This is a genomic window from Celeribacter sp. ULVN23_4 (assembly GCF_054788345.1).
The window spans coordinates 60,892-73,019 of the sequence record NZ_JBTVYO010000011.1 but is presented as its reverse complement, the minus strand read 5'-3'; the positions used below and the strand labels follow the sequence as shown (position 1 = coordinate 73,019).

The following is a 12,128-nucleotide window of genomic DNA, read 5'->3' as shown; positions in this document are numbered from 1 at the left end:
AGAGGGCGCGAGGAAACCCCGCGCCCGCAAAAGTTAGTACATTTTGTAGGGCAGGAATTTGCCGTCGAGGATGATCTTCACGCGATCGCCTTTCGGGTCCGCCGTGCGGGAAATGTCCATGGTGAAGTCGATGGCGGACATGATGCCGTCGCCGAATTCCTCTTCGATCAGCGCTTTCATCGTGGTGCCATAGACGTTCACCACCTCGTAGAGACGATAGATCAGCGGATCGGTCGGCACGGCGGTCGGAAGCGAGCCGCGATAAGGCACGGTCATCAAAAGGGCGACTTCCTCATCCGAGAAATTGATCCCCATAGCGTTGTCGACCTTGGCGATCTGCTCTTTGGTGAGGGAGATTTGCCCCATCAGAGCGGCGGTGGTCCATTCTTTCGACTGGCCGACCGACTTGGCCACATCGGCCCATTTGATATCGTTGAACACCTTGTGGGCGACAATTTTCTCGGTGAGTTCTGCACGGGTAGTCATCTGTTTTTCTCCGTCATGTCAGATGTTTAAAGTGGGGATCAGGCGCCGAACGGCAGACCTTCTTCGATAGGAAGGGACATGTCTCGGGACCATTCGTTCCACGAGCCAAAATAGATCGCGACATCCTTGATCCCGGCTTCCTTGAGGGCGAGGAAGGTGTTCGAAGCGCGGGCCCCTTTGAAACAGTAGAGCTTGACCGGCGTGTCGGGCGTGATGCCGACGGTGGCGCATTCAGCGAGGACTTCTTCGCGGGATTTCATCATCTTGCCGTGGGCCGAGGGTTTCATCATACGATACCATTCGATCCAGACAGCGCCGGGGATACGCCCCTTGCGCGGGCAGAAGTCGACGCCGTAGGGCGAGGACGAGGTGCCGATCCATTCGTCGATGTCGCGCACATCAAGGATCACTGCCTCCGGATTTTCGATCGCGGCTTTCATGTCCTCCGCGTTCATCATGAGGCTGGCGGCAGCCTCGTCGATTTCAAAACCGGCGGGCGTCGGCATGACAGCGGCAGCCGAGATCGGGAAGCCTTCGCCGACCCAAGCGGAATAGCCGCCGTGGAGCACTTTGACCTTCGGATAGCCAAGGAAGGACAGAAGATAGAAGCCGCGGCAGGACTGGCCGAAACCGCCATCCATCGCAGCTTCGTAAATGACGGCGGTCTTCTCGCCATCGAGGCCCGCAGCCCCGAATTCAGCAGCGAATTTTTCCTTAAGCGCCGCCATGCCGGAAGCGTCAGACGTGGCGAGGAATGTGAAAATGTCATGCATGTTCACAGCCCCGGGAATATGCCCGGCGGCAAAGCTATCAGGATCGCGCGTGTCGATGACGACCGCGAGATCGGCCTCGGCAAGCGTTTTCAGGTCAGACGGTGAAATGAGCGCAGTATCCATGCGGCGGCTCCCTGTTGTTGGTTCCGTTGAAGTCTTGTCGTCTTGGTTTTGGTCTTTGTCGTTATTGGGGGGAGAGATGGTCCCTCCCCCTTGGGGAAACTTGCGTCGAAAGGATCAGCCTTCCATCTGCGCGATCAGCATCTTGAGATGCTTGGTCGCAGGGGTCACGATGCCGACGAAATAGGCCTCGCGCAGACGGCGCTGTGCCGCGCCATGACTGACATAGCCACGCGCGCCCATGTGAAGCTGCGCCCAATGCGCGGTTTCCATGGCGAGTTCGCCCCCCCGCAGACGGGCCTTCAGCACACGGAGATAGAAGGCATCGGACAGATCATAAGGCGTTTTGCACAGCTCAAGCACTTCGGCGACAAGCGCGTCATACTCGGCCCGCAGATCAGAGGCCTGCTTGTCGAGATACTGGTTCACATGGCCGAGCGGCGCTTCGACCTGTTCGATCAGCTCGATGCAATTCTTGATGATCCCCGCCGCCATACCGCATTGCAGGATGGTGAAACCGGGGCGGATGCGTTTGACGAAATCCATCGCCGGGTCGCCAAGGATATACTCATCCGGCACGAACACATCACGGCATTGCACGTTGCAGGTGGCGGTGCCGCCCATGGCGACGAATTCATGGTCAAGCTTGAGCTTGATGCCCTCCCAGCCCGCGTGGAAGATCGCCATGACGCGCTTCGGGGTGTCTTCGCCCTCAACATCCACATGGAACATGGAGCCGAAATAACCGTCTTCGACGAGGTTGGAGACCCAGGGCAGCAGGCCCTTGACGATGTAGCCGCCCTCGACCTTCGTGCCTTTGAGGCGCATCTTTTCGATCTCGCCCATCGCCTTCATCGGGTTGGACATGCCGGTGCCGCCAAGCGCTTCGCCCTTGGTCACTTTCGGCAGAATTTCGGTTTTCAGGAAATCATTGTCAGAAGATGCGATGTACCAGGCCAGAGTGTCCTGACACCAGACACAGAAGCCCGTGGAAAGGCATTCTTCCGAGGTCCGCGCCATCGAAAGAACCGCAGAGGTCAGATCGACATCACCGTCGACCCCACCCACATGGGTGCTGTAAGCGCCGGCCTTGCCGTATGCGCGCATGATATCTTCGGCGTAGATCCGTTCATCGTCGATCTTGTTCACGATCGAGGCCAGATCTTCGCGGGAAATACGGTCGATCTCGTCGAAATCGTAAGCCGTGAGGGAGGTGGCGACGTTCATCTCATCACTCCAGAGGTTTGAATTTGGGGAAACGGGGGCCGCCCTATGCGCGTCTCTCGGACGGCCCCCCGGATATCGTATCTATCAGACGCGTTCGGCGACCATGTTCACCGGGCGCGAGAAGGTGTTGAACACCGGCGACCACTGGGTCACGTGGGTGATCAGGGCCTCGATTTCCTCTTGCGGGCAATCGGCTTCCATATCGACCTTGATGCGCACATCGGTGAAACCAACGGGCTTCTCGGACACATCGCCCGTACCCCATACGGCGGTGATGTTCAGATCGCCTTCAAGCTCAAGTTCAAGCTTTTGGATCTTGATACCCCGCGCGATGGCGTTGGCGTGCAGGCCAACGGCGACGCAAGAGCCCAGAGCGGCGAGAGAAGCCTCGGAGGGGTTCGGCGCAGTGTCATCGCCCAGAAGCCCCGGCGGCTCGTCCACAATGTAGGGTTCAAGGTCGCGGATGTAGTTGGCGTGACGGAAACGCCCTTCTGCGACGGTTTTACATTTCAGCGTCTTCACAGCCTTAGGGTTGGCCTTGCCGGATGCGATCAGCGCCTCCAGCCCCTCTTTCGAGATCGGGTCCAGCCCGTCGGCGTCAGGAGCGAGACAGCCGGTAAGAGCGGTTACGGGTTCAGACATGGGAATTCCTCCGTTTCGTCTGGTGGGTTAAAAGGATGGGCGCGCGGGGCTCAGTGCCCGTCAGAGCGCACCCAGTTGAATTTCTTGATGAGCTGGCCTGCGATGGCATCTAGGGCGAAACCGATCACCCCGATCACCACCACAGTGGCGGCCAGCCGGTCGTATTCGAGCGTGTCCCGCGCATCGTTGATCGCGTAGCCAAGCCCGGAGGTGACGCCGAGATATTCGGCGGGCACCAACACCACCCAGGCGACACCCAGCGCGAGGCGAATGCCCGAGAGAATGTCCACCGCGATGGCGGGAAGGATCACAGAGAACAGCATGTGCAGCGGGTTGGCGCCCAGATTGCGGGCCACCTTGAGCCAGCTCGGGTCGATGCGGCGCACCCCGCCTGCGGTCGAAAACAGGATCGGCCAGACAGCGGCCATGCCGATCAAGAAAATGATCGCCCCGTCCCATGTGGCAAAGGCCATGACCGCAATCGGCATCCAAGACAGCGGAGAGATCATCCGCAAGAATTGGAACGGCACGTTGGCGACCTCGTTGAGGCGCTTCATCCGCCCGATCATGATCCCAACCGGCACACCGATGGCCGTGGCATAGAACAGGCCCAGACCGACACGCATGAGAGACGGCCCGGACATGGCGAGGATCTCGCCGTCCCCGATCATCTGCCACAACCGCGACAGCGTCGGTGCCGGAGCGAAATCGGCGAAAGCAAACAGATCGTCGCTGTTCTGCACGATCCATCCGCCGAACCACCACGCCACCAGCAGCATGCCGATGCCGAGCACCCCGTTTGCAAGGCCGCGGAAGCGGCCCAGCTTCGGCAGGGAGAAACCTGTCTTGGCAAGTTGCCCGGGAAGCTGGGTCACGTCGCTCATAGCTCGAAGATCTCCTCACGAGTGTAAGGATCACCGCCGGTGGCGACCGAAGGATCGTTCTTCCACTCCGGATATTTTTCGAGCGCATTTTTCACGTAGTCGTAGTTCACGAGATCGTCGGCAACGAACTGCGGATCGAGCCCTTCAAGGAAGGTGGTCTCACCGGAGACAACCGTTTCGTTCATCGCTTCCACGATAAGCTTGGTTGCAGACGGATAGGGCCAGGGCTGGAAGTCGATCCGACCATTGTGGAATTCGGCCTGATGCTTGATCGCACCGGAGGAGATGTAATCGGGGTTGTTCTCATAGAGCGTCATGGCGCGCTTCACGACCGGAGCCGGTGCGGGCAGATACCCTGCCCCGTCTTTCGACAGAAGTTCGGCCACTTCCTCTTTGTTTTGAGAGGCATAGATCGAGGCACGCACCACGGCGTTCATGACGCCTTGGGTCCATTCCGGTTTCGCCGTCGTGGCCTCTTCATGCATACAGACAACGCAGCACGGGTGGTTTTTCCAGATATCGCCGGTAAAGCGCAGCATCCGCGCGCCTGCTTTCAGTTCCCCCAGCGCGTTGAACGGCTCGGCGACGATATAGGCGTCGATTTTCTTCGCGGCGAGTGCGGGCGGCATTTCGGGCGGCGGCAGGACCTGAAGGTTGCATTCATCGGCTGCGATCGGCTCGCCCTGCGGCTTGATCACGGCTTTGATCCCGTTGGCCCGCAACGCGTATTGCAGCACGATGTTGTGCATCGAGTACCAGAAGGGCACGGCCACCTGCTTGCCGCCAAGACCGGCGAAATCCTCGATATCCGTGTGGCGACCGACCACCAGAGCGGAGCCGTTGGTATGCGCCCAGGACATGATTTTGACCGGGAAATTGTTGTTGTAGCGCATCCAGACCGGGATCGGCTTCAGGAAGTGCACAAGGTTGAACTTGCCGGCGGCAAAGCCTTCGATCAGCGGCGACCAGCCACGGATCAGCGTCGGTTGCTCTGCCTTGATACCCTCTTCTTCGAAATACCCCTTGGCGTGGGCCAAAAGAAGCGGCGTGGCGTCGGTGATCGGCAGGTAGCCGATGCGCAAAACGTCGTCGTCCTGCGCAGCCGCCATACGCGGCAGCATTGCGGGCATCCCGCCCATAAGGGCCGCGAGACCACCCTTTGCGAGGAGATCGAGCGCCGATCGACGGCCCGGATCGAAGTCGGTGTTGCCACCACAGCAAGCGCCATGGAGGTCGTGGTCGTGATGGCCGTGGCCGCAAGTTTTCTTGTGGTCGTCAGTCATGTCGGGTCCCTGTTGATGTTCGGTTGGTCTTGTTTAGGAAAGGCGGGTGAAATCGTTCTCGGTCGGCGCATCGCCCATCTCAGCGACTTCCGCGTAGATGCTCATCAGTCGAGCATGTTCCTTTGCGAAAGCATCGGTGCCGCCGCCGCGTTCTTCTTCGGAGAGTGCGATCTGAGTGTCCTCGGCAATCCGCCCCGGATTGGCTTTGAGAACCAGAACCCGATCCGCCATACGCACCGCCTCGCCCACATCATGGGAGACGATGACAAGCGTCAGGCCGAGATCCTTCGCAATCTTGCGGACGTCTTGCTGTAGAGAGCGGCGGGTGAAAGCGTCGAGTGCCGAGAACGGTTCATCGAGCAAAAGCATTTCCGGGCGCGGCGCGAGAGAGCGCGCCAATGCGACGCGCTGTTGTTGGCCGCCAGACAATTCCTGCGCGTTCCGGTCGGCAAAAGGCCCGAGATCGACGAGTTCCAGCACTTCCGGCACACGCTTGGCGATCTCATGGCTGCGACGCCCGAATTTCAGACCCAGCCCCGCGTTCTGCGCCACGGTCATCCACGGATAGAGAGACGGGGCTTGGAACATCATCACCCATTTCGGCGAGGGATGCTCGACCACATTGCCGTTGATCACGACCTCGCCCTCTGACGGGTGCGTCAATCCAGCGAGCATGTGGAGCAGCGTGGATTTGCCACAGCCGGAACGGCCGAGAAGCGCGATAACCTCACCCTGATGGATTTCGAAATCCATGTCCTCAAGCACATGTCCATCGGCCTTCCGATAGGAATGACTCAGACCTTTCACCGCGACATGCGCACCAATGAGGGCCCGCCGTGTGACAGGATTTTCAGGCATCCCGGACGGGAACTGATCTTTCATTTCACTCACGGCCATCTCTTTCTCTCCGGGTTGAATTTTGTGAACCATACAAACCGTTCTGTCTTATCGAGCGACATACAGATCGTTCCGTCAACGCTCGAATGACAAAAATGGTGACTCTTATTGTTCTGTTTAAATATTCAGCAAAAATAGAGGTAGACTGCCCGCATCCGGGCGCAATCGGGCAGAAATTCGGCCTTACGGCAGCGACAACCCACCTAACAAACAAGAATGTCGCACCTCAGAATCTCACGCAAAAATATAGACAAAGCTGTCTTGTTTTTTTGTAATATATATGAGAGTGAGTTTTTAAAGATTTTGCGACAGAACGATTCCCCCCTATCGCCGCAGCACAGTTTTGATTTGGTCCGCAGGAGATTATCGAATGGAAGACGCCCTTAAAGAGTTCTGCTCCCTGCAAACCTCCGATTGGAGCTTTGCCGCCAAGAATCCTGAAAACGCCCGCGAAAAGATCATGACCGCCGCATCGCATCTGTTTTGCAATCACGGCTTTTCGGCCACAGGCATCGACAGAATTCTGAACCGTGCAGGCACCGCAAAAGCGACGCTCTACCACCATTTTTCCTCCAAGGAGGAATTGATTGCCGCAGTGCTGGAAGCCGAGGGAGAAACTTGGCGCAGCTGGTTTTTTGGCCGCCTGTCTGAAGTGAAAGGCCCCGCCCGCACACGTATACTTGCGGTCTTTGATGTGCTCGAAGAATGGTTCTCCGACCCCGGCTTCTACGGCTGTCCATTCATCAACGCTGTCGCAGAGTTTGACACGGGCAACGAAGCGGTCCGCCGCGCGGCAGATCTTCACAAGCAGCACTTGCTAACATGGCTCAAAGCACAAGCCATGGAAATGAAGGCGAAAGATGTGAACGAGACGGCCCGCGCGATTGCCGTTCTCTTCGATGGGGCGATTGTCGCCGCACAACATGCGCGCGATCCAAGCTTTGCGAGGACCGCCCGCGAGATCGCAACGGTATATCTGGCGCAGATCGACACCTGACACGAAACACCAGACCGATGTGAGCCCATCTCAGGGTGGACGGCAAGACTTCTCCTTGTTCAGCACAAAGCCCCCTTCATAGGCTGGCGGAAAGACATTTTAGATCACGTCCGCTGTTCGCGATCCGCGCCGAATTCCGGCCGATCTACGCGTCCCCCCCCCCCCGCCGCACGGGAGATTTTCCGCGCCTATCTCGCCAAGCGTCTGAGCATCGACGAAGAGGAAGCGGGACGAATGAACGCGGCGATCGAGGCCTGAACTCATCCGATGTGAAAAAGGTACGGCCCTCGGACCGCGCCTAAAGCGTTTCTACTTAAACCTGAATCAGGGTTTGAGCAGAAACGCGGTGCAACGTCCAAGCGGAGCGAGCGTTTCGACTTTATGTGAGAGATCAAGTTAAAGTCGAAACGCTTTATTGTTTTGCGCTCTGACATTTTCTCAGCACAGACTGTCGAGAATACGATCCATCATCGCGTCACAGGCGGCCAGCTCAGAAAGCGCGACGAACTCATCGGGTTTGTGCCCCTGCCCCTCCATCGAGCCAGGCCCGCAGACCACAGTCGGAATGCCCACCCCCTCAAAGAACCCGGCTTCCGTGCCAAAAGCCACCTTGGTGACGCCGTTGCTCTGCGCCAGCGTTTTCGCCAAGGTCACGATCTCCGCCTCCTCCGGCACGTCGAGGCCGGGATAGGCGTTGATTTGCATGAGGGTCAGAGCGGCACTTGGACAGCGCTCCTGATAGCGCGCCTCGATCTTGGCCGCCGCCGTCCTGAGCCGCGCGGTGATCTCCTCGGCGGGGTCCGCCGCAAGATGGCGAAACTCAAGCCGCAGCTCGGCCCGATCCGGCACGATATTGAGCGCGGAGCCGCCATGAAACGTGCCGACATGCAGCGTCGAATAGGGCACCCCGTAAGCCGCATCCCGCGTACCGTGATTGGCATAATGAGCCTGAAGCTCGCGAATCTCCATGATGAACTCCGCCCCGATATGGAGCGCGTTGGTGAACAGAGGAGCCAGCGCGGAATGCCCGCTTTCGCCCTGACAGATGGCGTCAAACGCCACCTTGCCCTTATGCCCGATGGCGACCTCCATCGAGGTCGGCTCCCCCACGAAACAGGCGCGCGAGGTGCCAAGCGTCGGGATCAGATCGGTAATCATCGCCTGAATGCCAACACAGCCGATCTCCTCGTCATAGGAAATCGCGAATTTCAGCGGCTCGCGCAATGTGCGCTTTGAGGCCCGGTCCGCCAGCGCCAGCATGGCGGCGAGATAGCCCTTCATATCCGTCGTGCCACGGCCATAGACGCGATCCCCCTCACGGGTCAGGCGAAAGGGATCACGGGTCCAGACCTGACCTTCAACCGGCACCACATCGGTGTGCGCCGACAAAAGAACCCCGCCCCCTTCCGGCCCCATCACGGCATAAAGCCCCGCCTTTTGACCGCTCGCATCCGGCACACGCGTGACGCGCGCACCGCGGGTTTTGAGATAGTCCTCGACGAAATCAATCAGCGGCAGGTTCGATTTGGCGCTAGTGGTGTCGAAAGAGATGAGGCGGTCGAGAAGCGTGAGCGTGTCCATGGGGCCTATTGGATTTGGGGTGAAGGGCCGATCATAGACCAGCGGTGGTGTCGAGAATAGCCTCGCGCAGAATGCCCTCGATCTCGTCAATCATCGCCTCATCCATGATGAGCGTCGGCGACAGGATCAGGACATTGCCCAGAGGCCGGGCGATGAGGCCGCGTTTTTGACAGGCGCGGGCGACCTTGAGACCGACAGCGGCCTCGGGCGCGTAGCTTTCTTTCGTGGCGCGATCTTTGACGAATTCGATGCCCATCATGAAATGGCTGCCGCGCACCTCGCCGACCAGTTCCAGATCGGCCAACCCGCGCAGTTTCGCCTCGAAATAGGCCCCGGTGGTCCGCACGCGCTCGGGAATGCCTTCGCGTTCCATGATCGCGATATTGGTCAGCGCGGCTGCGGCGGCGGCCGGGTGGCCGGAATAGGTCATGCCATGCAAGAACATACCCCCCGGCCCGGAAATCACATCGTAAATCTCGTCTGAGATCAGCGTCGCCGACATCGGCTGATAACCGGACGTGAGGCCTTTCGCTGTGTTGATGATATCGGGCTGAGTGTCGAACACGGCCTCAGAGGCAAAGAAATGTCCGAGCCGCCCGAAGGCCGTCACCACCTCATCGGCGACATATTTAATGTCATTGGCGCGGCAGATGTCCTGCATCCGTTTGTGATAGCCTTGCGGCGCGGTGATCACGCCGCCCGCGCCCTGAATGGGTTCCGCGACAAAGGCACAGATGTTCTCCGCCCCGATCCGCTCGATGCTACCTGTCAGATCCTCGGCCAGCGCATCGAGGAATTCGGCCTCAGTCATGCCGTCACCCTCGCGCCAGTGATGCGGACAGCGCAGGTGGTGAACGAGATCGGAGGCCGCACTCCACCCCTCCGAATAGGCGGGCGTGGTCATTGCCATCGAGAGGTGGGTGGAGCCATGATAGGCGCCGTGACGCGACAGCACCTTGAGCTTGTTCGGGCGGCCCTTGCGGATGTTGTAATGATGCAGCATCCGAATGGCGCTGTCATTGGCGACCGAGCCGGAATTGCCGAAATAGACCGCATTCAGATCACCGGGGGCAAGAGAGACCAGCTTTTCCGACAGGGCCGCCGCCGTCGGGTGGGTGAAATTGTAAAACGTCGAGTAATAATCGAGTTCCTTGATCTGGTTGGCGATGGCGTCGATCATCTCCTGACGCCCGTGCCCGATGTTGACACACCACAGCCCCGCGATGCCGTCGATCATTTTTTGTCCATCGTTGTCATAGACATAAGCACCTTCGGCGCGGCTGATCACGGTGCGCGCACCTTGGGTTTTGAGCGCGTCGAGATCGGCGAAGGATTGGATCAGGTGGCTGTCTTGGGCGAGCACGTCGGCGGTCGAAGTCATGGGATATCCCTTTTTGTCAGAGCGCAGGGGATACCCCCTGTAATTCGACAAAAAGATATATAAAGTACGCCTTGGGGGTATATACCCCCAAGGAGGTATCCGTGACCGAAGCTCTCTCTACAACCGCGCCTCTGCGTCTCGCCGCTGTGATCAAGGCGCTCGGCCAAGACGATTTCGAAGCCGTGCTCGATAAATGGCTGGCAGCAGAACTGAACTATGACAACATCACAGTACTCGCCTATCCCCCCGTCGGCGCGCCGGAATTGTTGTACCGCAAAGCACGCAGGACAGAGGTCCATGCCCGGCTCGACAGCACCTATCTCAAAGGCGCCTATCTGCTCGACCCGTTTCACCAACTGCATGTCGATCGCGCGCCGGACGGGCTGTATCATCTGGCGGAGATCGCGCCGGACCATTTCACTCGTGGCGACTATTTCCTGACCTATTACGCCGCCACGACGCTGACCGATGAAATGACCTACCTGAGCCGCAGCGAAAGCGGCGCGACGATCACCGTCTGTCTGGGACGCGATGCGTCTTCGGGCAAACGCTTTTCTGTGCGGGATCTGGCGCAGGCGGGGCGCATCGCGCCCATTGTGCTGTCGCTGATGGCCCGGCATTGGCGTGGTTTTGCCGCCGTGACGGGAGCCATCAAAACGCAAACCACCGCCGAGACGCTCCGCCGCAACACAGAGCGCCAGCTCGGGATCGAGCTGACTCCAAGGCAAAGCGAAACAGCTGTTTTGATCCTCAAAGGTCATTCCACGGGCTCCATCGCCCTCACTCTCGATCTCAGCCCCGGCACCGTAAAAGTGTTCCGCAAACAGCTGTACCAGCGTTGCGGCATCAGCTCTCAGGCGGAGCTGTTTTCTCTTTTGCTTCCGATGTTGGGCTCGCCTGAGGGCCACTGACCGTATGGGGCACACCGCCCGGCGCAAACCCCTCGATCACCCAGGTCTTCGCGAAATCCACGAAACTGCGCACCAGATGGTTGCTCTGCGCCTGCTCCGGCATCAACAGTCCCATTTTGAGAGGTCGCAGATCACCGGTCAAAGACAGGTATTTCAAGGGCTTGCCATCGGGGGACAGGCCGTTCAGAGGGCGCAGATTGGCGACCGAATAGCCAAAGCCATTGGCCACGAGGCTGCGCACCACGGCGATGTCGCGCGAGCGTTCGGCGATCTCGGGGCGGATGCCGCGTTCGAGGAAAAAGGACAGGAAATAATCGGCGCTTTGGGGCAGATCGAGCAGCACCATCGGGTGGTCCTTCAGCTCTTCGACGCAAATCTCGCTGCGGTCTGCCAACGGGTGATTGGCGGCGAGGATAATGAAGGGCGGCAGTTCTATCAGCGGGATAAAGTGCAGATCCGGCGGCACAACAAGATCGTAGGTGAGCGCCACATCGATCTCGGCCCGGCGCAGGGCGCTGACCGTTTCATTGGCGTCAAGCTCGGTCTGCGTGAACCGCACATCCGGGTAGGTCGCGACGAATTCCTTGCGCAGCGCAGGCAAGACCACCTGTGCGAAAGTCAGCATGCAGCCGACAGAGATCGGCCCGCGCACCTGACCGGAGATGTCCCCGGCCAGATCGACGAGCTTATCGGCTTCCTTGAGCACCGCCAGCGCCTGATCCATCAGCGCCCGCCCGGCCTGCGTCAGCGACAGCCCCTGCGCATGTTGGCGGATGAAAAGTGGCATGCCGAATTCGCTCTCCAGCTGCGAAATCGCCGCCGAGATGGAGGGCGAGGACACGTTGACCCGTCCGGCAGCAATCGTGATGCTGCCAGCCTCGCCAACAGCCACGAAATATTCCAACTGCCGAAGCGTATACCGGATCATCGAGCGCCTTTTGTCCAC

12 protein-coding genes are annotated in these 12,128 nt (G+C 59.2%); 2 read left to right on the top strand and 10 right to left on the bottom strand.

From position 1 onward, the window contains the following. Positions 1-33: 33 nt before the first annotated feature. From cynS to ACYBHZ_RS18100, 7 genes are all read right to left on the bottom strand, one after another. Complete coding sequence (cynS, locus tag ACYBHZ_RS18130; protein WP_460275713.1) at positions 34-486, bottom strand: cyanase; 453 nt, start codon at positions 484-486, stop codon at positions 34-36. Between the two features lie 38 nt (positions 487-524). Beyond that, a complete protein-coding gene (locus ACYBHZ_RS18125; protein WP_460275712.1) occupies positions 525-1,382 on the bottom strand; it encodes a sulfurtransferase in 858 nt (285 codons plus the stop codon). A gap of 114 nt (positions 1,383-1,496) precedes the next feature. Then, complete coding sequence (locus tag ACYBHZ_RS18120; protein WP_460275711.1) at positions 1,497-2,606, bottom strand: acyl-CoA dehydrogenase family protein; 1,110 nt, start codon at positions 2,604-2,606, stop codon at positions 1,497-1,499. An 84-nt stretch (positions 2,607-2,690) separates the two neighbouring features. Continuing rightward, positions 2,691-3,248, bottom strand: a complete 558-nt coding sequence (locus tag ACYBHZ_RS18115) for an OsmC family protein (RefSeq protein WP_460275710.1) — start codon at positions 3,246-3,248, stop codon at positions 2,691-2,693. A 50-nt stretch (positions 3,249-3,298) separates the two neighbouring features. Beyond that, on the bottom strand, positions 3,299-4,132 hold the full coding sequence (locus ACYBHZ_RS18110; protein WP_460275709.1) for an ABC transporter permease: 834 nt from the start codon (positions 4,130-4,132) through the stop codon (positions 3,299-3,301). Then, a complete protein-coding gene (locus ACYBHZ_RS18105) occupies positions 4,129-5,415 on the bottom strand; it encodes an ABC transporter substrate-binding protein (protein WP_460275708.1) in 1,287 nt (428 codons plus the stop codon). Before ACYBHZ_RS18105 ends, ACYBHZ_RS18110 begins: the two co-directional genes overlap by 4 nt. Positions 5,416-5,448: 33 nt before the next feature. After that, the gene (locus ACYBHZ_RS18100; RefSeq protein ID WP_460275737.1) at positions 5,449-6,297 is read right to left on the bottom strand and encodes an ABC transporter ATP-binding protein; all 849 of its coding nucleotides are present in this window, start codon (positions 6,295-6,297) and stop codon (positions 5,449-5,451) included. Positions 6,298-6,682: 385 nt separating this feature from the next. Here ACYBHZ_RS18100 and ACYBHZ_RS18095 point away from each other — a divergent pair, with 385 nt between their 5' ends. After that, positions 6,683-7,309, top strand: coding sequence for a TetR/AcrR family transcriptional regulator (locus ACYBHZ_RS18095; protein ID WP_460275707.1), 627 nt, complete (start codon positions 6,683-6,685; stop codon positions 7,307-7,309). Positions 7,310-7,747: 438 nt separating this feature from the next. Here ACYBHZ_RS18095 and argE read toward each other — a convergent pair whose 3' ends face one another. Together argE and ACYBHZ_RS18085 are read right to left on the bottom strand one after the other, a co-directional pair. Beyond that, positions 7,748-8,890, bottom strand: coding sequence for an acetylornithine deacetylase (gene argE / locus ACYBHZ_RS18090; RefSeq protein WP_460275706.1), 1,143 nt, complete (start codon positions 8,888-8,890; stop codon positions 7,748-7,750). 31 nt (positions 8,891-8,921) lie between these two features. Further along, on the bottom strand, positions 8,922-10,271 hold the full coding sequence (locus ACYBHZ_RS18085; protein WP_460275705.1) for an aminotransferase class III-fold pyridoxal phosphate-dependent enzyme: 1,350 nt from the start codon (positions 10,269-10,271) through the stop codon (positions 8,922-8,924). A 101-nt stretch (positions 10,272-10,372) separates the two neighbouring features. Between ACYBHZ_RS18085 and ACYBHZ_RS18080 the strand changes: the two genes are divergently transcribed. Continuing rightward, entirely contained in the window at positions 10,373-11,182 is an 810-nt protein-coding gene (locus ACYBHZ_RS18080) for a helix-turn-helix transcriptional regulator (RefSeq protein ID WP_460275704.1), read from the top strand. Here the strand turns inward: ACYBHZ_RS18080 and ACYBHZ_RS18075 are convergent. Continuing rightward, complete coding sequence (locus ACYBHZ_RS18075) at positions 11,118-12,128, bottom strand: LysR family transcriptional regulator (RefSeq protein ID WP_460275703.1); 1,011 nt, start codon at positions 12,126-12,128, stop codon at positions 11,118-11,120. The genes ACYBHZ_RS18080 and ACYBHZ_RS18075 overlap by 65 nt on opposite strands.

Excerpts from the sequence above, each read along its gene's own strand:
- cynS (WP_460275713.1), bottom strand. The coding sequence starts at position 486 with ATGACTACCCGTGCAGAACTCACCGAGAAAATTGTCGCCCACAAGGTG.
- ACYBHZ_RS18125 (WP_460275712.1), bottom strand. The coding sequence starts at position 1,382 with ATGGATACTGCGCTCATTTCACCGTCTGACCTGAAAACGCTTGCCGAG.
- ACYBHZ_RS18120 (WP_460275711.1), bottom strand. The coding sequence starts at position 2,606 with ATGAACGTCGCCACCTCCCTCACGGCTTACGATTTCGACGAGATCGAC.
- ACYBHZ_RS18115 (WP_460275710.1), bottom strand. The coding sequence starts at position 3,248 with ATGTCTGAACCCGTAACCGCTCTTACCGGCTGTCTCGCTCCTGACGCC.
- ACYBHZ_RS18110 (WP_460275709.1), bottom strand. The coding sequence starts at position 4,132 with ATGAGCGACGTGACCCAGCTTCCCGGGCAACTTGCCAAGACAGGTTTC.
- ACYBHZ_RS18105 (WP_460275708.1), bottom strand. The coding sequence starts at position 5,415 with ATGACTGACGACCACAAGAAAACTTGCGGCCACGGCCATCACGACCAC.
- ACYBHZ_RS18100 (WP_460275737.1), bottom strand. The coding sequence starts at position 6,297 with ATGAAAGATCAGTTCCCGTCCGGGATGCCTGAAAATCCTGTCACACGG.
- ACYBHZ_RS18095 (WP_460275707.1), top strand. The coding sequence starts at position 6,683 with ATGGAAGACGCCCTTAAAGAGTTCTGCTCCCTGCAAACCTCCGATTGG.
- argE (WP_460275706.1), bottom strand. The coding sequence starts at position 8,890 with ATGGACACGCTCACGCTTCTCGACCGCCTCATCTCTTTCGACACCACT.
- ACYBHZ_RS18085 (WP_460275705.1), bottom strand. The coding sequence starts at position 10,271 with ATGACTTCGACCGCCGACGTGCTCGCCCAAGACAGCCACCTGATCCAA.